This window comes from Alphaproteobacteria bacterium 33-17, from assembly GCA_001897445.1.
In the GTDB taxonomy this organism is placed as follows: Bacteria; Pseudomonadota; Alphaproteobacteria; order Rickettsiales; family 33-17; genus 33-17.
This window is the reverse complement of the sequence record MKSX01000011.1, coordinates 117,416-138,864: the sequence shown is the minus strand read 5'-3', so window position 1 is coordinate 138,864 and position 21,449 is coordinate 117,416. Positions and strand designations below refer to the sequence as shown.

Below are 21,449 nucleotides of genomic sequence, written 5' to 3'. Positions count from 1 at the left end.
ACAGACGTAACAGGTCAGGTATTCTTACCAGCTGGTAAGGAAATGATTATGCCTGGTGATAACGTTAAGATTACAGTGGAACTTATAGCTCCTATCGCTATGGATGAAGGCTTACGCTTCGCTATCCGTGAAGGCGGTAGAACTGTAGGTGCCGGTGTAGTGGCAAAAATCGTACAGTAGTACAAAATTTATCAGCGGCCCGAGTAGAAATACTTTGGCCGCTTGTTTTAATAAGCAGGGTTTATAGGAGTGTAGCTCAATTGGTAGAGCACTGGTCTCCAAAACCAGCGGTTGGGGGTTCGATTCCTCTCGCTCCTGCCAAATAAGTAAGATGGTTTTATGAGTAGCATTAAAGTTACTGATTTTGTTAGACAAGTTAAACAAGAAGCAAAGAAAATAAGTTTTCCTGCGAGAAAAGAGACTTTAATTACATGTGGTGTTATAGTAGCCGCAGTAGTAGTGTTTTCTCTTTTCTTTTTGTTTGTTGACTCGGCAATTATGAAAATAGTTCAATACATATTGAGTTTTGGGAGATAAAAATAATGTCAGACGCAAGATGGTATGTTTTATATAGTCTATCAGGTCAGGAGAAAAAAGTAGCTCAATCTATTTTAGAGAAAGCTAAAGCTTTAGGTGTAGACCATCTTATTGAAGAAGTTCTCGTTCCAACAGAAGGTGTGGTTGAGGTTAAAAGAGGCAAGAAAGTTAATGCTGAGAAAAAGATATTTCCTGGTTATGTGCTAGCTAAAATGGTCATGAATGATGATACATGGCATATGATTAGAAATATTCCTAAGGTAACTAATTTCTTAGGTGCTAACAATAAGCCTCAGCCTATATCAGAAAGAGAAGTAAAGAAAATCTTCGAGCACATTGAGCAGGCCGCTCTTGCGCCTAAATTTTCTGATAACTACGAAGTGGGTAATTCAGTAAGAATTATTGATGGTCCATTCGAGTCGTTTGTTGGGGTTGTAGAAGAGGTAGATGCTGTAAAATCAAGGCTCAAAGTGGCCGTTTCGATTTTCGGTAGAGCTACCGTTATTGACTTAGATTTTGGACAAGTTTCAAAATCTTAAATTTGTTATTTATAGAAACAGAGGAAAAAAAGTATGGCCAAAAAAATTACTGGTTATATTAAATTGCAAGTTCCTGCAGGTAAAGCAAACCCATCTCCGCCAATTGGTCCAGCTCTTGGTCAAAGGGGTTTGAATATTATGGAATTCTGTAAGCAATTTAACGCTAAAACTCAATCTACAGAACCTGGTACGCCAATTCCTGTAGTTATTACAGTTTTTAGTGATAAAACTTTCGCTTTTGAAACTAAAGAGCCTCCGGTTTCTTTCTTCGTAAAAAAAGCTGCAAACGTTGCCAAAGGTTCACAAACCACAGGCAAGGGCGCAACAGTAGGTAAAATTACAAAAGCGCAAATTCTAGAAATCGCGAAGAAAAAAATGAAAGACATGAATGCCAATGATGAAGAAGCTGCAGCTAGCATGATTGCTGGTTCTGCTAAATCTATGGGCATTGAGGTTGTGGAGTAAGTTTATGAAAGCAAATAAAAACCAGACTAAAACACAAAAACTTCCTAAGAATTATGCTGCAAAACTTGCAATGGTTGATAGTGCTAGATTTTATAGCCTTTCAGATGCAATAAGCTTAATTCAAGATTTACCAAAAGCTAAATTTGATGAGTCTGTTGATATCGTTGCCAATTTAGGTGTTGATACAAGACATTCTGATCAAAACGTACGTGGTGTAGTATCATTACCGCACGGAACAGGTAAAACTTTAAAAGTTGCAGTATTCGCAAGAGGTGCTAAAGCTGAAGAAGCTAAAGCTGCTGGCGCGGATGTTGTAGGTTCTGATGAGCTTATTGATAAAGTAGCTGCTGGTGAAGTAAACTTCGACAGATGTATTGCGACACCAGACATGATGGCTGCAATCGGTAAGGTTGCTAAAGTTCTTGGTCCAAGAGGTATGATGCCAAATCCAAAACTTGGTACTGTAACAATGGATGTTGCACAGGCTGTTAAAAACGTAAAAGCTGGTCAAGTAGAATTCAGAGCTGAAAAAGCTGGTATCGTCCATGCGGGCGTTGCTAAAGCTAGTTTTGATACAAACAAGATTGCTGATAACGTTAAAGTCTTTGTAGGTGCATTAGTTAAAGCTAGACCAAGTGGAGCTAAAGGTACTTATCTTAAGTCATTGTTTATTACAACGACTATGGGTCCTGCGATAAAACTTGAAATTAGTTCGGTTTTAGAGTAGATGATTGTGTCAATTATGCATTTGGAGAGATAAAGTGCGTAAAAATCAAAAAATCCAGTTAGTGTCAAATCTTAATGATACATTAAGTGCAAATTCAATTGCTATTGTATTTCATTATCATGGCTTGACCGTTGCTGCAATAACTGAGCTCAGAAGAAAAATTCGTGCTTCTTCGGGACACATGAAAATCGCAAAAAATAAGCTAGTAAAAATAGCAATTAAGGACACAGAATTTGATTGTCTAGAGCAATTTTTAACAGGTCCAATAGCTATAGCTTATTCAAACGATCCTGCTTTTGTTAAAGCAATCAGCGAGTTTGCGAAAAGCAACGAAGCACTTAAGATTGTTGGTGGTGCATTAAATGGTAAGGCTCTTAACGCTCAAGGTGTTAAAGTTCTTGCTACTCTGCCTTCGCTCGATGAGCTTCGTGCAAAAATTATTGGTACAATTAACGCACCTGCAACAAAAATTGCTGGTGTTCTTAATGCCGTTCCAAGTCAGATTGCTAGGGTTGTTAATGCCTATGCAACTAAATAATGATATAATGCTTGCAAAGTAATTATCATTGTGATAGGTAATTGTTTATTAATTAAAATAGTTTGAGGATAAAAATGTCTAAACTTGATAAAATCGTTGACGAACTCTCTGCATTAACAGTTATGGAAGCTGCAGAGCTTTCAAAAATGCTTGAAGAAAAGTGGGGCGTTTCTGCTGCTGCTCCTGTTGCTATGGCTGCTATGCCTGCTGCGGGTGGTGGTGAAGCTGCTGCTGAACAAACAGAGTTTACAGTAACATTAGTTGATGGCGGTGCTAACAAAATCAACGTAATTAAAGAAATCAGAGCAATTGTTCCTGCTCTTGGTTTAAAAGAAGCTAAAGACTTAGTTGATGGTGCTCCAAAAGTTGTTAAAGAAAGTGTTTCTAAAGACGAAGCGCAAAAAATTAAACAACAACTTGAAGCAGCAGGTGCTAAAGTTGAAGTTAAATAATTATTATTTAGCTTAAATTGTGAAGGGCGTTTAACTAAGCGCCCTTTACGCATTTTTTTTATAAGTAACTAACTTTAATTCCCACGGGGTTAGACTCGATGAAGTTCAATTCAACATCTCCAATAGTTAGAAAATCATTCAGTAAGATTGAAGCAGTAACGCAAATACCAAACTTAATTCAAGTTCAAATTAATTCATATGATGATTTTTTACAGTCTGAAAAATTACCACAAGAAAGAAAAAACGTTGGCTTGCAAGAAGTTTTAAGTTCAACTTTTCCTATTAGCGACGCTAATAACACAGCAACTATAGAATTCGTAGAATATAGATTAGAAAATCCTAAGTATGATGTTGAAGAATGTCGTCAGAGAGGTATTACTTATTCTGCGGCTCTTAAAGTAGTTTTACGTTTAATAGTTTGGCATGTTGATGAAGATACAGCTTCACGCGAAATTAAAGGTATTAAAGAACAAGAAGTTTACATGGGTGATATTCCACTCATGACAGAAAATGGTACGTTTATCATAAATGGTACTGAAAGAGTAATCGTATCACAAATGCATAGATCACCTGGTGTGTTCTTTGACCACGATGGTGGTAAGACACATGCTTCAGGTAAATATTTATATGCTACAAGATTTATACCATACAGAGGTTCATGGCTCGATGTAGAATTCGATGCGAAAGACTTAATGTACTTCCGTATTGACAGAAAAAGAAAGCTTTATGTTTCTACATTACTTAGAGCTTTGGGTTATAATACAAAAGAAATTTTAGATCTTTTCTACTCAAAAGTAGTATACAAAAGAAGTGGAAAAAGATGGATAACAGAGTTTGTACCTGAAAAAATGAAGGGTACTAAACTTATTAAAGATTTAGTAGATGCCGATTCAGGTAAGGTGCTTCTAGAAGCTGGAAGCAAAATTACCCCAAGAATGGCAAAAAAATTAGTTGAAGACGGACTTAAAAATTATTTCGTTGATAACGAAGATTTAATCGGTCTTTATTTAGCAGAAGAAGTTGCTGATAAAAACACAGGTGAAATTTTCTTTGAAGCAGGTTACGAATTAGGCGAGAATACCGTTGATGCTTTAGTTACAATGGGTATCAAAGAACTTGGCGTACTTAATATTGATAATATTACAACAGGTCCTTACATTCGTAATACTCTTTTCATTGATAAAAACGTAACTATAGAAGATTCATTAATTGATATATTCAGAGTACTTCGTCCAGGTGAGCCTGCGACTGTTGATGCTGCAAAATCTACATTTGAGAATTTATTCTTTAATGGTGATCGTTATGATTTATCTACAGTAGGTCGTGTGAAAATCAATGCAAGACTAGACTTAAACACAGAAGAAACAGTTAGAACACTTACAAAAGAAGATATCGTTGAAGCATTAAAAATGCTTGTAAAAGTAAAAGATGGCTTCGGTGAAATTGACGATATCGATCACTTAGGTAACAGAAGGGTAAGATCTGTTGGTGAACTCATGGAAAACCAGTTCAGAATTGGTATTGTGAGAATGGAAAGAACAGTAGTGGAAAGAATGTCTAGCGTAGACGTTGATACTGTAATGCCACATGATCTTATTAATTCAAAATTACTTGGAAACGTTGTTAGAGAATTCTTTGGTTCTTCCCAACTTTCTCAGTTTATGGATCAAACAAATCCTTTATCAGAAGTAACACATAAAAGAAGACTTTCTGCATTAGGTCCCGGCGGTTTAACAAGAGACAGAGCAGGCTTTGAGGTGCGTGACGTACACCACACTCACTACGGTCGTATTTGTCCGATTGAAACACCAGAAGGTCAAAACATTGGTCTTATTAACTCACTTTCTACATTTGCAAGAATTAACTCACTTGGTTTTATCGAAAGTCCATACCGTAAAATTATAGATGGTAAGGTAACGGACCATGTTGTTTACTTGTCTGCAATTGAAGAAGTAAAATATACAATTGCTCAGGCAAACGCAGAGCTTGATAATGAAAAAAGGTTTGCTCAGTCATTAGTATCTTGTCGTAAAAATGGTGACTTTATCATGTCTACTCCAGACAAGATTGACTTCATTGACGTAACACCAATGCAATTAGTATCTGTTGCGGCATCGCTTATTCCATTCTTAGAGAACGATGATGCGAACCGTGCTCTTATGGGATCGAACATGCAACGTCAAGCGGTTCCACTTATTTATACAGATGCTCCATTCGTAGGTACAGGTATCGAAGGCTTAGTAGCTCAGGATTCTGGTGTAACAGTAATTGCGAAAAGAAGCGGTTATGTTGATCAGGTTGACTCTACTCGTATCGTTATCAGATCTGAAGCAGGCGATTCTGAAGAATCTCCTGGTGTGGATATTTATAACTTACTTAAATATCAGCGTTCAAACTACAATACATGTATTACACAAAAGCCACTTGTAAAAGTTGGTAATTACGTAGAAAAAGGACAGGTTATTGCCGACGGTCCAAGTACAGCAAACGGTGAGCTTGCGTTAGGTCGTAACGTTCTGGTAGCGTTCATGCCGTGGAATGGTTATAACTTTGAGGATTCAATCCTTATTTCAGAACGTATTGTAAAAGATGATATTTTCACATCAATTCATATCGAGGAATTTGAAGTTGTTGCAAGGGATACCAGATTAGGTCCTGAAGAAGTAACACGTGATATTCCAAACGTAAGTGAAGAATCATTAAGACATTTAGATGAAACAGGTATTGTACACATCGGTGCTGAAGTAAAAGCTGGTGACATTTTAGTTGGTAAAGTAACTCCTAAGAGTGAATCGCCAATGACTCCAGAAGAAAAATTACTTCGCGCAATCTTTGGTGAAAAAGCAGCTGACGTAAGAGATTCGTCACTTCATGTTCCGCCTGGGGTAACTGGTACAATCGTATCTGTAAAAGTATTATCTCGCCGTGGTGTTGAGAAAGATGAAAGATCACTTGCTATAGAGCGTCAGGAAATCGATAGATTATCTAAAGATCGTGATGACGAAATGGCAATTCTTGATAATTATGTATATGGAAGATTACGTGAAGTACTTTTAAACCAGGAAATTGTTTCTGGACCAAAAGGTGCAAGACCAGGTGATACAATTACTGAAGAAACTTTTGATAACTACTCTAAAGGTCAGTTATGGCAGTTTACAGTAGCAAATCAGGACGTTATGAATCAGTTTGATATTCTCAAAAAACAATATGATGAATTATCAGACAAACTTAACAAGCGTTTTGCTTCTAAAGTAGAAAAAGTACAAGCTGGCGATGAGTTACCACAAGGTGCTTTAAAAGTCGTAAAAGTTTATATCGCGATGAAACATAAATTACAGCCTGGTGATAAAATGGCTGGTCGTCACGGAAACAAGGGTGTTGTATCAAGGGTGTTACCACAAGAAGACATGCCGTACATGGAAGATGGTACTGTTGTTGACATGGTGTTAAACCCACTCGGTGTACCTTCGCGAATGAATATTGGTCAGATTTTAGAGACTCACTTAGGTTGGGCTTCTGCTGGTATCGGTAAGAAAATATCGAATACGATTGATAATATTAGGTACAAAACAGAGAAGATTGATTCATTACGTGATTTACTTAAAGGAATTTATGAAGAGCAAAATAGTTCTAAATTCATAGATAATTTATCTGAAGATGAGCTTATTGATTATGCTGCAAGAATGAAGCGCGGCGTATATTTTGCAACTCCTGTATTCGATGGTGCTAAAGAAAAAGACGTTAATAGAATGCTAGATCTTGCTGGTCTTGCAACAAGCGGTCAGGTAAGCTTATTTGATGGTAGAACTGGTGATATGTTTAACCGTAAAGTTACAGTCGGTTACATGTATATGCTTAAGTTACACCACCTTGTAGATGATAAGATTCACGCAAGATCTATTGGTCCTTACAGCTTAGTAACGCAGCAGCCTCTTGGTGGTAAGTCCCACTTTGGTGGTCAAAGATTCGGTGAGATGGAATGCTGGGCATTACAAGCTTACGGTGCTGCATATACACTACAAGAAATGCTTACAGTTAAGTCGGATGACGTAACAGGAAGGATTAAAATTTACGAATCTATCATTAGGGGTGATCAAAACTTCGAATGTGGTATTCCAGAGTCATTTAACGTTATGGTAAAAGAGTTAAGATCTCTCTGCCTCAACGTTGAGCTTGAAAATGAAATTAAAATTGAGAATTAATAGGAAGGGGTTTTAGATGAGCAATTTTAATATGTTCGGCCAGTCAGCTGTTGATAATTTTGATTTTATCAAAATTTCTTTAGCTAGCCCTGAAGCAATTAGATCATGGTCTTATGGTGAGGTAAAAAAACCTGAGACCATTAACTATCGTACTTTCAAACCAGAAAGAGACGGTTTATTCTGTGCGCGTATTTTTGGACCTGTAAAAGATTATGAATGTCTTTGCGGTAAATATAAGCGTATGAAATATCGCGGACTTGTGTGTGAGAAATGTGGTGTGGAAGTAACAACTTCTAAAGTTAGACGTGACAGAATGGGTCATATTGAGCTTGCTACACCAGTTGCACATATTTGGTTTTTAAAGTCCCTTCCATCTAGAATAAGTGTGCTTTTAGATATCGCACTTAAGGATTTGGAAAAAGTTCTTTATTTTGAATCATATATCGTAGTTGATCCTGGTCTTTCTCCATTTGCTGCGAAAGATTTACTTACAGAAGATCAATATATTAAAGCTCAGGATGATTTCGGTGAAGATGCTTTTACTGCAATGATCGGTGCTGAAGCTGTTAAAAAAATGCTTCAGGATTTTGATTTAGAAGCAATAAGGGCAGAGCTTAGAATTGAGCTTACAGAAACTTCTTCTGAAATTAGAAAAAAGAAAATTGTAAAGCGCTTAAAGTTAGTTGAAGATTTCATTGAATCAAATAACAAGCCTGAGTGGATGATTCTGGATGCTGTTCCAGTAATGCCACCAGAATTAAGACCGCTTGTAATGTTAGACGGTGGACGTTTTGCAACAAGTGATCTTAACGAACTTTACAGAAGAGTTATTAACAGAAATAACCGTTTAAGAAGACTTTTAGATTTAAGAGCGCCTGACATTATCGTACGTAACGAAAAAAGAATGCTCCAGGAATCAGTGGACGCATTATTTGATAATGGTCGCCGCGGTAAAGTAATTAAGAAAGCTGACAAAAGACCATTTAAGTCACTTAGTGACATGTTAAAAGGTAAACAAGGTCGTTTCCGTCAGAACTTACTTGGTAAGCGTGTGGACTATTCTGGTCGTTCGGTAATCGTAGTAGGTCCTACACTTAAGTTACACCAGTGCGGTCTTCCAAAGAAAATGGCTTTAGAATTATTCAAACCATTTATTTATTCTAAACTTGAGCTTTATGGTATTACAAATACGCTTAAAAGCGCTAAAAGAATGGTAGAAGCTGAGAAGCCAGAAGTATGGGATATCTTAGAAGAAGTAATTAGGGAACACCCAGTGTTACTTAACCGTGCTCCTACACTCCACAGACTTGGTATTCAGGCATTTGAGCCATTACTTATTGAAGGTAAAGCTATTCAATTACATCCGTTAGTGTGTGCTGCGTTCAACGCGGACTTTGACGGTGATCAGATGGCGGTTCACGTACCATTATCATTAGAAGCGCAGCTTGAGGCACGTGTTCTTATGATGTCTACAAATAATATTCTTGCCCCTTCAAACGGTAAGCCTATTATTGTACCATCTCAGGATATCGTACTTGGTTTGTACTATGTTACAATGCAACTGGATAATGAACCAGGTGAGGGAATTGTATTCTCTTCAATGTCAGAAATTGAGCATGCGCTCTTTAGTGGCGTAATTACTCTTCATGCAAAAATTAAGTGCAGAAGAACAGCTAAATCATTTGATGGCACAGTAATGACTAAAGTAGTAGAGACAACAGCTGGTCGTATGATGGTTGCTGATCTTTTACCTAAAGATCATTATGTTCCATTTGAAGTTGTAAATAAGCTTTTAACAAAGAAAGAAATTTCAAATTTAATTGATACTATCTATCGTGAGTGTGGTCAGAAAAATACAGTAATTTTCGCTGATAGACTTATGCAGTTAGGTTTCAATCACGCTTGTAAATCTGGTATTTCTATCGGTAAAGACGACATGGTTGTACCACAAAGTAAGACACAGCACATTGATAGTACTTTAAGTGAAATTAAAGAATTTGATCGTCAATATACAGAAGGTTTAATTACAAGTGGTGAGAAATTCAACAAAGTAATTGACGCATGGTCACGTTGTACTGATAAAGTAGCGGACGACATGATGAAAGAAATTTCTGCTGGCGATAAAAATAACACTAATAAAAATAACCTCCAGAAAGTAAATTCTATTTACATGATGGCGCACTCAGGTGCGAGGGGTTCTGCAGCTCAGATTAAACAGCTGGCTGGTATGCGTGGTCTTATGGCAAAACCAAGTGGTGAGATTATTGAAACCCCAATTATCTCTAACTTTAAAGAAGGATTATCAGTACTTGAGTACTTTAACTCTTCACACGGTGCGCGTAAAGGTCTTGCGGATACTGCTTTAAAAACAGCAAACTCTGGTTACCTTACAAGAAGGTTAGTAGACGTATCTCAGGATTGTATCGTTACAGAAATGGATTGTGGTACAACACAAGGTATTGAAGCAAAACCAGTTATCGATGGTGGTGAAGTAGTTGTAACTCTCGCTGATACGATTCTCGGTAGAACATCTGCTAGAGATATTCATCATAGCGTAACAAACGAGCTCATTGTAAAAGCTGGTCAGTTACTTGACGAAAGATTAGTAGAAAAAGTAGAAGCTGCTGGTATTGATAGCATCTTAATCCGTTCTGCTATTACTTGTGAAAGCGCAAGCGGTATTTGTGCGACATGTTATGGTCGTGATCTCGCTACAGGTTCGCTTGTAAGCGTAGGTGAAGCTGTTGGTGTAATCGCTGCTCAGTCAATTGGTGAGCCGGGTACACAGCTTACAATGAGAACGTTCCACATTGGTGGTGCTGCGACAAAGAGTATTGAGATCTCTAACGTTGATGCAACTCATGATGCAACATTAAAACTTATTAACCGTAACGTGGTAATTGATAGTCAGGGCAAAATGATTGTAATGAGCCGTAACTGTGAATTATTACTCATCGACGATAATAAGAACGAGAAAGCAAGATTTAAAATCCCTTATGGTTCTAAACTTTACTTTGATGATAATACAAAAGTTACAAAAGGCACAAGACTTGCTGATTGGGATCCATATACCATGCCAATCATTACTGAGAAAACAGGTAAGATTCAGTTCGCTGACCTTGTAGAAGGTGTTTCTATGAGAGAAGTAGTTGATGAATCAACAGGTATCTCAAGTAAAGTAATTACTGACTGGAAACAACAGTCACGTGGTACAGACTTACGTCCAAGAATCAATATTCTTGATGATAAAGGAAATATTCTAACTCTTGCAAATGGTCTTGATGCTAGATATTTCTTGCCTGTAAACTCTATTCTTAGCGTAAGCGATAACAGCAATATCCATGCGGGTGACGTAATTGCAAGGATTCCAAGAGAATCTACCAAAACACGTGATATTACCGGGGGTCTTCCTAGGGTTGTGGAGCTTTTCGAAGCAAGAAAACCTAAAGATCACTCAATCATCAGTGATATCGATGGTGTTGTAGAGTTTGGTAAAGACTATAAGAGCAAAAGAAGAATCACAATCAGACCTGCTGATCATGACAATGATCCGGTTGAATATTTAATTCCAAAAGGTAAGCACGTAACTGTAGCTGAGGGTGACTTTGTTCGTAAAGGTGACATGCTTATGGATGGTAATCCAGTTCCGCATGATATCTTAAGGATTATGGGTGTTGAAGCGCTTACACGTTATGTTGTGAACGAAATTCAACAAGTTTACCGCCTGCAGGGTGTAAAAATCGATGATAAGCACATTGAAGTTGTATTACGTCAAATGATGCAAAAAGTTGAGATTACAGATGGTGGTGAAACAACCTTACTTGCTGGTGAACAGGTGAATAAAGACGAGTTTGATGAAATTAATGCTAAAGCTGAGCAGCAAGGCTATAGAGCTGCTAGAGCTATTAGAGTACTTCAGGGTATTACAAAGGCATCTTTACAGACACGTTCATTTATCTCTGCTGCATCGTTCCAGGATACAACAAGGATTCTTACAGAAGCTGCTGTTTGTGGTAAGAGTGATAAATTACTCGGACTCAAAGAGAACGTAATTGTGGGTAGATTAATACCTGCGGGTACAGGTTTCTATGTAAACCAGGTGAAAAAGGTTGCAGCTCAGCGTGATGTTGAAATCATCAATAAATCTAAGGCTGCTAAAGCTAAAGAAGATGAAGAAGTTAAAACAGCGTAAGCTTTAATTGCTTTTAAAAAAAGGCGGGGTAACCCGCCTTTTTTTGTTTAAACCTCTTGAAAGAATATTTTACTTCTATATCTTTAAACAAAATAATATAAACGAGGTTAGCTATGACTAAATCATATACACCAGATGAAATTAATAACATGAGTTTTGAGCAAGCTTTAACAGAGCTTGAAGCAATTGTAAAAAACTTAGAAGGTGGTAAAAACTCTCTTGATTATCTTATCCAAAATTTTGAATATGCAAACATGCTTAAAAAGCACTGTAGTGAAAAGTTAGATACAGCAAAACTTAAAATTCAAAAAATTACAGGGCTTAATGAAGCAGAAAGTAATTAATTGTCTAAACTACTGTAAAATATATAAAAATCATTTAATTGTTAAAAATTTCATATATTTTACAAATTTTTGCATAAGTGACTAGACAAACTGAAAAAATCCATATAAAATCTAATTAAATAGTTAAGTTTATGGGTTGGTTACTATACAGTTCACTCATTGGTAACTAAGCTAAATATTCATTTTATGGAGTTATACTATGAAAGATTTCTTCAAAGTTTTTAAATCATTTTTAATTATGTTTTCTGTGATTTTTACTTTATCATCTGCAACAGTAAGTGTATCTTACGCTAATACAGGTGCAGGCGGAGCAACAGCTGATGATGGTATCAGTCAGGCTCTATGTAAAGTTATTGAAAAATTAGTAGGTCCTATCGGTAAAGGTATTGCGACAGTAGCTATTATTTTCTTATGCTTTATGTTATTCGTTGGTAAAATTTCTTGGGGTGTAGCAATTGCAACTGCAATTGGTGTTGCAGCAATTCCAGCGGCGCCTTATTTAGTATTGTTCTTAAGTGGCGCATCAGGTTCTGGTCTAGCTGCATTTTGTGGTACAGGTACCCCAGCACCAGCAAGTAGTAGTTCGCAACAATAAATTATTGATTTTAATAAAAATGTGGTAATATTCAAATATTGCCACATTTTTTTTAGGTGCATAAATTGTGAGTTTTTTTAGTAAGTTAAAACATAGGGTTGTTGATTATCAAAATAAACAAAATCAGTTTCGCTTAGAAATCCCTTCCTCTGACTTTATTCCATACGCTTGTCATATTGATCCAAAGTCTATTATTACAAAAAATGGCGATATTCTACAGGTTATAAAAGTTTCGGGTCTTACAGATCTTACAGATAAAGATAATTCAGAAATTCGTGAGCTTATTAGAAAATCCCTAATTAAAAATATCAACTCAACAGATATAGCTATATGGGTTCATACAATAAGAACCAGACGTAACATAGATACTTCGCAGCCATTTGCAAATAAAGTTTCGCACTACATACACAAGCAATGGGTAGAAAAAAATTACTGGAATGATAAGTTCATCAATGAAATATACATTACGATAGTGATAAGAGGGCAGGAATTTAAACTAAACACCTTTAGTAATATATTAAACTCTCTTACTTTTGATTCGCTAACTCGTATCCATAATAATTACATCACAAAAATACACCAATCACTTAAACAGGTTGTGGATTCCATAGTTGATGATCTAAAGGATTGTGGTGCTGAAGTTCTAAAAATAGTTAATACTGAAAATGGTACCAGATCGCAGCCAGTCGAATTTTTTAGTAAGATCATAAATTTAAGGCAAGAAGAGCTTACAGTTCCAATTGTAGATTTATCTAAATATCTCATTAATCAGAAATCTGCGTTTGGTAATAATTCATTTGAAATTATGTCAAATAAGGGTAAGTATTTTGGAGCAATGTTTTCTATAAAAGAATACCATGAGACAGCAACAAAGTATTTAAACAACTTGCTATTACTTCCTGAGCAAATGGTAATAACCCAAACAATGGGTTTTATAAATAAGAATAAAGCTGAAGAACAGTTTAAATATCAAAACTATATTTTTGATGTAAGCTTAGATGCTGATTTTAGAAGAATGATGGGTTTAGATAGAATCATGGCAGGGGGTAAGGGTACTAATACGGATTTTGGGGATTCTCAAATAACTGTAATGATTAGCGCACCTACTCAGGATAAATTAAACCAGCAAATTAAGCGTTTTACAGCGGCACTTAGTGAAAATGGCTTTATGTTCTATCGGGAAGACCTTGCTATGGAAGATTTATTTTGGTCGCAGCTTCCAGCTAACTTTAGTTTTGTCAGAAGAAAATCACCTCTTCCATTCTCATTATTAGGTGGATTTTTATCGCTAAATAATTATCCTGCGGGCAGAACGAATAGCCTATGGGGAAGTCCAGTTACGATATTCAGAACTAATCAGGGAACGCCTTATTTCTTTAATTTTCATAATAAAGAAGGCAAGGGTAATACAGTCATAATAGGGCCTAAAGGCACTTACAAATCTGCTATTGCTAGGTTTCTAGCCTCTGAATCATCTCATTTAAATACTAAATGTATATATTTCTCTTCAAAATCTGAAGATGGTTTTGCTAATACTATGATGGCTAAAAATTTTAATTCAGAAGAATTTATATCGACAGAAATATCAGATCTAGCAAGAATGAATTTGCTTAGTATAAATGAATCATTTGTAAATGATTTAAGGTCAGTGATTAATAAATCAAGTAAGAACCTTGATAGTAAAGTTATAGTGATAATTGACTGTATAAATGCAGCAATAACAAAAGATTCTAATAGCTTAAATGTAATAAAGGATTTTATATCAATTGATAATCCAAACTTAATAAGTTTAGTAGTCTATAATAGCGAAGAAGACAGACAAATTAACAAAGAACTATTTGACAGTTTTGCGACTAAAATATTTTTGCCAGATAAAGATATTGCAACAAGAGCGCACCTAAAGCCTTTACTTTCAGCATATGATATCAATACAATTAAAGGTATGAATTTATTATATAAACACTTTTTAATTAAACAAGATAATGATAATCTTATACTAGAATTCAATATTACTGGACTTGAAGATGTTATTAATATTCTCAGTGGCAATGAAAAAGATATAAAAAATAAAGAGCTTTATAAATGATGACTAAAATTATTACATTCTTGATAATATTAATTAGTGCTAACTTTTCTTTTGCGGCAGATTCATCAGGCGAAGGGGAAGATATTGCCCAATATGTTACAGTAGATTCTGGCGATGATATTTATAAAAATATGAGTATTGATTATCCAGCAGGAGTTACTTCATGGGACAAGACATATGGCTATTTTAGTCCATTTGTAGAAATTCCTGTAAGGTATACAATGTTTGGTATGGCTTTTAATCACCGTAAAACATTTAATATTTTGGGCGACTGTGATTTTGCTCCGTTTCCTTTACGGATATGTGCGCGACTTTTTGAAAAAGATGGTGGTAGATATTTAGGGTTATTCGCAGATAGTGTCGATTTGAACGATCACAAAGTTTTTTACCAGCCATTTAACCTTAATCAAACGTTCAACGATGATGGTCTTAAAAAGCTTTATTTGTCTTTAGGAATGTATCCAAATACAAAAGTTGCGTCTTTTTTTGATAGAGGCACTACTTTAAAATATTTATCCAAAGTTCTTACTTACTGGGAGAAGAATGGTAAGACCAAACCGTATAATTTAACTAACTTTCAATATAAATATTTTGATTTTCTAATACCTAATAAACCTTTATATAACCTTAAGGATAATTATACAGAGAACGACACATTACCGACTATTTTTATAGAAAAAATTTGTGAAAATAACCAGTCTTTTAAAGTATCTGATCCTTGTCTGTTTACATATGCAAGAAAGTCGAGTTTTGCTAAAATGTCAGTTAGAATCACTCCTTTTAATGCTTATAACTCTATTCCAGCATGTGAGATGATCGGTGATTATGGACTGCCTTGCGTTACCTATAAAGCTGGATCAAGCCCAAGTGTAATGCCTTTAATGTTAAATATGTGCCGTGATGAAAATGACAGTGAATGTTTAGTATATAACGGTAAGGGTTCAGCACCAACAGGCTCTCAGTCGATTATTTATACTCCATATATACATCCTACAAAATATAATTCACCTGGTATGAATCAGGTTGAAATGAGACGCTTTGGTGTGGTTTCTGAAAGCAGCTCGATAATTTTAGATATAAATTTTGCGGATAGTTTTCCTCGTAATGTTCCTGTAAATTATGTAACTTCAATGGGTAAGGTTCAAAGTGTTGTTATTCAGGTAAGATATAATCCTAATGATAAATATGTATGCTTCCATACACAAAAAGATTCAATTACTTATCCTTTAGGCTGTGTAGAAAGACCAAATATGGATTTGCCAATAGTGGAAGCGTGTACTACTGGTAAAGGGTGCCCAAGTAATTTTTCTTATGAAAATCCATCTATTTTAGTAACAGTTCCAGGTGCTAGCAGAAAAGAAGTAATTGCAGTAGGTGATAAAAAGAAAATTTTAGGCTGGGAATTTGCAAATATTGCTTTAGATACAGCAAATAAAAAGCTTGGGATGAAAAACGGAAAATATGATGCAAGCACTGCAACCAAAGTATGTTTGTGGGGATATCAAACTTATAATCCTAGAACTATTATCAAAAAAGAATACCTGGTATTTAAGCATCGAGATACGGGTTCTATGCTTTTTGATGTTCCTGGATTTTGGCAAGATGCATTTGTTAAAAACATTGAAGGTGAAGCTGATACTGTAACTGATTTTAATAATGCAGGTTATCGATCAGTACAGCATATAGTAAGTTATCCATTGCCTCTGCATGATAGTAGTCTAAAACTTTGTTTAGATATTCCACCACAAGAAAATAACTAGTAATAATTGTGGATGACTATACTTAATTTAAAGAATCATTTAAAAAAGCTTTTACTTTGTTCTCGGCTATATCTTCAATTTGAATTGTTTTAATTTTACTGGTAAGACCCGAGATAATTTTAATTTTTGATGCCGATATATTTAAATTGTCTGCTAAAAATTTGACTAAATATTTATTTGCCTTGCCATCAACGGGAGGCGTAGATATATAAATTTTTAAAAAAGGTTTATTATCTGCATCATTCTCTATTTTACCAATTTTATTTTTGGAAGCTCCGGGGCTTACTTTTATTTTGAGTAATATAGTATTGTCCTTTACGACATATGGCATAAATTCTGCAAACATTCTAAAGCCTCTTGTAAATCCTTTGCAGCAAAATAACTACTACTGCTGTCTTTTGAATGTAATAAAATACGTGTTTTAACGCCAGCTTTTTCAGCGGCTACCATATCGCTTATATTATCGCCTATAAATATTGATGTTTCTAAATCTATATTGTGATCACTTGCTGCTTTTAAAATCATACCAGGTTCAGGTTTACGACATTTACATTTATTTGTAAATTCTGGATGATGAGGGCAATAGTAAGTTTGCGTAATTTTTATACCATAATTTTCAAATTCATTTTCAATAATTTTTTGAAAATTTAAGAATTCTTCCTCAGTATAATAGCCTCTGGCAATACCTGCCTGATTAGTAATTATTATAATAATAAAATCATTTGTGATCGCAAATTTTCCTAAAGTGAAAATATTATCTAAGAACTTTAGGTTTTCTATCTTATGAACATAGCCATAATCAATGTTAATTACACCATCGCGATCAAGAAATAAGGCTTTTTTCATGTACTAAGCTACGTTTTTTAATAATGTCTGGCAGTTCCATTAAAGCTAAAGCTAAATCTTCAGGTATGCCAAAGTCAATAAAATACTCGCTACTTTCAAAAGCTCCAATCTTAAGCTCATCAGTATACTTACCTAAAAAATCTGTTTCAAATGAAAATACTTGGGGTAAATCAAATTTGGCAAAGACATTAGGATTTATAATATAAACACCTGAATTAATAGCGCCATTTGAGTTAGATGTTTTTTCACAAAATTTTACTACTTTTCCATCTTCAATTTCTAGTGTGCCATATCTGGAATTATCTGGCACGTGTTTTGCCAGTATAGTAATATCATTTTTATTTTGTTTATGAAACTGAACCATTTCTTGTAGGTTAAATTCGTTATAACTGTCGCCATTACAAGCAATGAAACTATCCTGAATATCGAAATTATTTACTGCATTTAAAATAGCTCCACCAGTGCCTAATAGTTCTTTTTCAACATTGAAGGTAACATTTGGAATTTCCTTTTGTTGGAAGTGGCTAACTACTTTTTCGCTCAAATGGCTTATTGAAAAAATTATTTCCTGAATGCCATCAGCAAAGAAAATATCTGAAAGTATTTCTAAAAAAGGCTTATTGTCAAATTCTATCATCGGCTTTGGAATATCACCTATAATATGTGATATTCTTGTTCCTTTTCCACCAGCCAGAACTATTGCTTTCATTTAAGCTCCTACTGATTGTAATTCAATATGATTTTCTTTAGCTAAGTAAAAATTCTCAACAATCATACAAATAATATGACCAATCATAATATGGCATTCCTGGACTTTTGCAGTATCAGGTGATGGAATTTTGATAATGTAGTCGCACATATTAGCTATAGCACCACCTGTTGCTCCAGTAAGACCTATAACTTTGATACCCATTTTTTTAGCAACTTTTATTGCCTCAATAATATTCTTGGAATTTCCTGATGTTGTAATCGCAAAAAATATGTCTCCGCTTTTACCTATAGCCTGAAGTTGTCTTGCAAATATCTGCTCATATCCATAGTCATTACCGATAGCTGTGATTGCAGATGTATCTGTTGTAATTGCAATACCAGGAAGCGGGTTTCTGTCTGTACAAAGTTTACTTACAAATTCAGCTGCTAAATGTTGCGAATCTGCTGCGCTACCACCATTTCCTGCAAAAATAATTTTTCCGCCATCTTCAAGAGATGCTATTATTTCATCGGCTATTTGAGAAGCGGTATTGATAATTTCTTCAGATTGTGCAACCTGATTAATTAAATAACTTGTTGCCGCAATTTGTTCTTTTATGGTGTGAGCGTGGTTCATTGGCTTAACCTCTTGCTGTTTCCAGCAATAAATCATTAATGTTATTAAGGTTTACATTTAAATTCATCTGACGAATTAATTCCGAGCGTTTGTATTTGTGATGATGATTAAATATTACCTGAGCGCCATCTTTATCAAACCCAAAAGGTATATATAATAAATTTTTAAGCGCTTTCATAACGTTTGCCTGAAATTCAGGTTTTACATAAAACAGGATAAATCCGCCACCACCTGCACCTAAAATTTTGCCGCCTGTAGCTCCGTGTTTCATTGCAGTTTCATAGATTTCATCAATAAAAATTGTGCTAACAGATTCTGATAAAGATCGCTTTAGTATCCAGCTTTCATGTAGTAATTTTCCAAACTGTTCTAAATCCGTGTTTGAATTTAAAATTTTCATTCCTTCGTCTACCATTTGTGACATAGTAGATAATTCTTGATATTTATTTGGTATTGAATCTATTTTTTTCGAGGCAATTTCTGAAGAAAATCTGGATACACCAGTAAAGAATAATAATAAATTACTATTAAGCTCTTCTTTTCTTTCTTCAGATAAATCTACAGGAATAACGTTATAGCTGCCGTCAGTGTTAATTTTAATGTGATTGAAGCCACCGTAAGCTGCAGCAATCTGATCCTGAATACCTACACTTTCTTTAAGGTGTTGACGTTCAATATATATTGCTTCATCAGCTAATTGTTTTTTTGAAGGGCTATAGCCAAAAACATTATACATAGAGTTTAAAAACCCCACTGTAAATGTTGAACTTGATCCTATGCCAGAACGAGCAGGTAAATCACCCTGATGGTGTACTTCAACACCAAGATCGATATTTAAGAGTTTTAAAACAGCATTGATTACTGGATGGGCAATTTCACCATTCTCAATAACTTCTTCGATTTTCGACCATACAACCCTAGAGTTATGCGTAAAAAAAGGTGGAAGCAATCTGCAATTCAAATAACAGTAGTGATCGATAGTGGTAGATAATACTTGTCCGCCATGTTCCTGATACCATGTGTGGTAATCTGTACCGCCACCAAAAAAGGAAACTCTAAAAGGTGTTTTACTTATTATCACATGCGCTCTTTTATTGCAATTTATGTTATCAGCCCTATATTGAACATAAAAAATGAAAAATCAATAACTTTTAATAGTGGTTTTAATTTTTTTTACAACTCAAAATTAAATGGATGGCTTGTGAACAAAGACTTTTTTAACCAAATCATTTTTTTCCACCAATCAGCAAATGACTTGTCAAACGGTATTCCGATTAATATTAAATATTCAGAATCAAGCTATATAATTCTAGGATTATCCGCAATTACTGAAAATGATTTTTATAAACTTTCAGAATTTTACAAGCCTAAATATTTAGTATTATCAAAATATCGTGCAAAATATTTAGGAATTGAAACTTCAGAAAATCTGTTAATTGACATACACAATAAATCATTTGATGAGATTACAGATATATCAGGTATCTCATATAAAACAGTTACCTTAGAAAATTTTAATACGGATGATAATTTTTTTAATCACCTTATTTATTTAGCAAGTAACCTTGAGATTGTTCCGTGCTTTTTACTGTTTGAAGCAGATGATGAAAATTTATACAGAAATTATGAATCTTTACTAATTGATTTTGATGATGAGAATTTACAAAACAATTTTAGAGAGATTTCACGTAGTCCACTTAAGCTAAGGAATATTGATGTTCCTGTAGAAATGGTTGCGTTTAAATCTAATTTTGCATCGAAAGAGCATTACGCGATTATCATTGGAGATGGCGCAAAAGCAGATACGCCATTAGTAAGGCTACATTCAGCTTGTTATACTGGCGATTTATTTGCATCTATCACATGCGACTGTTATGACCAGCTACATAGCGCCATAAGTAAAATGGCAGAATGTGGGGGAGGGATAATAATGTATTTAATGCAGGAAGGTCGCGGGATTGGTCTTTCAAATAAACTAAGGTGCTACCATCTTCAAAATAATGGACTAGATACTGTAGATGCAAACCTTGCAATGGGTTTTCCAGATGACGTAAGGATTATGTGGCCAGCAGCTGCAATGCTAAAAATCTTTGGTATTTCTAAGGTTAATTTACTTACAAATAACCCTAAGAAAACGCAAGATCTTGAAAAATATGGAATTATAGTCGAATCTACTGTAAAGCATGTAGCGCATACTAACTCTGAGACTGATTCTTATATGGAAGTTAAAGCAAAAAAAATGGGTCATACCTTATAAATCCTTGCTATTTTTAGGGAAAAATGCTAAATAAGCCGAGCAGGTAATTGTACGGCTGCCGGCTGTGTTATAGTAAATTAGGTTATAATTAGAGACAGGAATAACGAATGAAATGTAGCTAAATCTACATGAGTGAGGAAATGACGCATATCTAATAGAACCTAAGAAACTATAAAGGGCGGGAGGAAAGTCCGGACTCCAGAAAGCACGATGCCGGATAACGTCCGGCGGGGGCAACCTTAGGGAAAGTGCAACAGAAAGATACCGCCTTGCAAAAGGTAAGGGTGAAATGGTGCGGTAAGAGCGCACCGCGTTTGTAGTAATACAACCGGCATGGCAAACCCCATCGGGAGCAAGACCAAATAGGAATGTTAAGCTTTAATTAGCAATAGTTGCTTTCACTATATAACATTCGGGTAGGTCGCAAGAGTTTTAAAGTAATTTAAAGCCTAGATAAATAGTCGTACTAGACAGAATCCGGCTTATAGATTACCTGCAAATTGGTTTATTTTATTATCTAATGCGTCGCTTCTTAACTCAGCTAGGTTGACTAGCTTTCGTTAATTATCTCCTGTTATATAA

At 35.1% G+C, this 21,449-nt stretch carries 18 protein-coding genes, 1 tRNA gene, 1 other RNA gene and 1 pseudogene; 16 read left to right on the top strand and 5 right to left on the bottom strand.

Features of this window, described 5'->3' with window-relative positions:
- The 14 genes and pseudogenes from BGO27_02590 (at position 1) to BGO27_02525 (ending at position 16,437) form a co-directional block, all read left to right on the top strand.
- A pseudogene (locus tag BGO27_02590) lies at positions 1–180 on the top strand (hypothetical protein).
- 65 nt (positions 181–245) lie between these two features.
- Positions 246–321: transfer RNA gene (locus tag BGO27_02585), tRNA-Trp, on the top strand.
- An 18-nt stretch (positions 322–339) separates the two neighbouring features.
- Positions 340–537 (top strand): preprotein translocase subunit SecE, encoded by a 198-nt coding sequence (locus BGO27_02580; protein OJV15373.1) that lies wholly within the window; start codon positions 340–342, stop codon positions 535–537.
- Between the two features lie 5 nt (positions 538–542).
- Positions 543–1,076, top strand: coding sequence for a transcription termination/antitermination factor NusG (locus BGO27_02575; GenBank protein ID OJV15372.1), 534 nt, complete (start codon positions 543–545; stop codon positions 1,074–1,076).
- A 33-nt stretch (positions 1,077–1,109) separates the two neighbouring features.
- Positions 1,110–1,541 (top strand): 50S ribosomal protein L11, encoded by a 432-nt coding sequence (locus BGO27_02570; protein ID OJV15371.1) that lies wholly within the window; start codon positions 1,110–1,112, stop codon positions 1,539–1,541.
- A gap of 70 nt (positions 1,542–1,611) precedes the next feature.
- Positions 1,612–2,268 (top strand): 50S ribosomal protein L1, encoded by a 657-nt coding sequence (locus tag BGO27_02565; protein ID OJV15376.1) that lies wholly within the window; start codon positions 1,612–1,614, stop codon positions 2,266–2,268.
- 34 nt (positions 2,269–2,302) lie between these two features.
- A complete protein-coding gene (locus tag BGO27_02560; GenBank protein ID OJV15370.1) occupies positions 2,303–2,806 on the top strand; it encodes a 50S ribosomal protein L10 in 504 nt (167 codons plus the stop codon).
- Between the two features lie 74 nt (positions 2,807–2,880).
- Positions 2,881–3,258, top strand: coding sequence for a 50S ribosomal protein L7/L12 (locus tag BGO27_02555; GenBank protein ID OJV15369.1), 378 nt, complete (start codon positions 2,881–2,883; stop codon positions 3,256–3,258).
- A gap of 98 nt (positions 3,259–3,356) precedes the next feature.
- Positions 3,357–7,460 carry a DNA-directed RNA polymerase subunit beta gene (locus BGO27_02550; GenBank protein OJV15368.1) on the top strand — a complete coding sequence of 1,368 codons (4,104 nt, stop codon included), beginning with the start codon at positions 3,357–3,359 and terminating at the stop codon, positions 7,458–7,460.
- A gap of 16 nt (positions 7,461–7,476) precedes the next feature.
- Positions 7,477–11,652, top strand: a complete 4,176-nt coding sequence (locus BGO27_02545; GenBank protein ID OJV15367.1) for a DNA-directed RNA polymerase subunit beta' — start codon at positions 7,477–7,479, stop codon at positions 11,650–11,652.
- A gap of 113 nt (positions 11,653–11,765) precedes the next feature.
- Positions 11,766–11,996, top strand: a complete 231-nt coding sequence (locus BGO27_02540) for an exodeoxyribonuclease VII small subunit (protein OJV15366.1) — start codon at positions 11,766–11,768, stop codon at positions 11,994–11,996.
- Positions 11,997–12,195: 199 nt separating this feature from the next.
- The gene (locus BGO27_02535; GenBank protein ID OJV15365.1) at positions 12,196–12,591 is read left to right on the top strand and encodes a hypothetical protein; all 396 of its coding nucleotides are present in this window, start codon (positions 12,196–12,198) and stop codon (positions 12,589–12,591) included.
- Between the two features lie 67 nt (positions 12,592–12,658).
- Positions 12,659–14,677, top strand: coding sequence for a hypothetical protein (locus BGO27_02530; protein ID OJV15364.1), 2,019 nt, complete (start codon positions 12,659–12,661; stop codon positions 14,675–14,677).
- The gene (locus tag BGO27_02525; GenBank protein OJV15363.1) at positions 14,674–16,437 is read left to right on the top strand and encodes a hypothetical protein; all 1,764 of its coding nucleotides are present in this window, start codon (positions 14,674–14,676) and stop codon (positions 16,435–16,437) included. Before BGO27_02530 ends, BGO27_02525 begins: the two co-directional genes overlap by 4 nt.
- 22 nt (positions 16,438–16,459) lie before the next feature.
- Here the strand turns inward: BGO27_02525 and BGO27_02520 are convergent, their stop codons facing one another.
- From BGO27_02520 to BGO27_02500, 5 genes are read right to left on the bottom strand one after another with little or no spacing between them, the layout of a single operon-like run.
- Positions 16,460–16,783: a hypothetical protein gene (locus BGO27_02520; GenBank protein OJV15362.1), complete on the bottom strand. Its 324-nt coding sequence runs from the start codon at positions 16,781–16,783 to the stop codon at positions 16,460–16,462.
- Positions 16,753–17,283 carry a hypothetical protein gene (locus BGO27_02515; GenBank protein ID OJV15361.1) on the bottom strand — a complete coding sequence of 177 codons (531 nt, stop codon included), beginning with the start codon at positions 17,281–17,283 and terminating at the stop codon, positions 16,753–16,755. The genes BGO27_02520 and BGO27_02515 overlap by 31 nt, the downstream gene beginning before the upstream one ends.
- Positions 17,261–17,992 (bottom strand): hypothetical protein, encoded by a 732-nt coding sequence (locus tag BGO27_02510; protein ID OJV15360.1) that lies wholly within the window; start codon positions 17,990–17,992, stop codon positions 17,261–17,263. The genes BGO27_02515 and BGO27_02510 overlap by 23 nt, the downstream gene beginning before the upstream one ends.
- A complete protein-coding gene (locus BGO27_02505) occupies positions 17,993–18,610 on the bottom strand; it encodes a phosphoheptose isomerase (GenBank protein ID OJV15359.1) in 618 nt (205 codons plus the stop codon). It lies immediately after the preceding gene.
- 4 nt (positions 18,611–18,614) lie between these two features.
- On the bottom strand, positions 18,615–19,691 hold the full coding sequence (locus tag BGO27_02500) for a kinase (protein ID OJV15358.1): 1,077 nt from the start codon (positions 19,689–19,691) through the stop codon (positions 18,615–18,617).
- Here BGO27_02500 and BGO27_02495 point away from each other — a divergent pair, their 5' ends adjacent.
- Together BGO27_02495 and rnpB are read left to right on the top strand one after the other, a co-directional pair.
- Positions 19,692–20,867: a hypothetical protein gene (locus tag BGO27_02495; GenBank protein ID OJV15357.1), complete on the top strand. Its 1,176-nt coding sequence runs from the start codon at positions 19,692–19,694 to the stop codon at positions 20,865–20,867.
- Positions 20,868–20,906: 39 nt separating this feature from the next.
- Positions 20,907–21,368: RNase P RNA component class A (rnpB, locus tag BGO27_02490), an RNA gene on the top strand.
- Positions 21,369–21,449 lie beyond the last annotated feature (81 nt).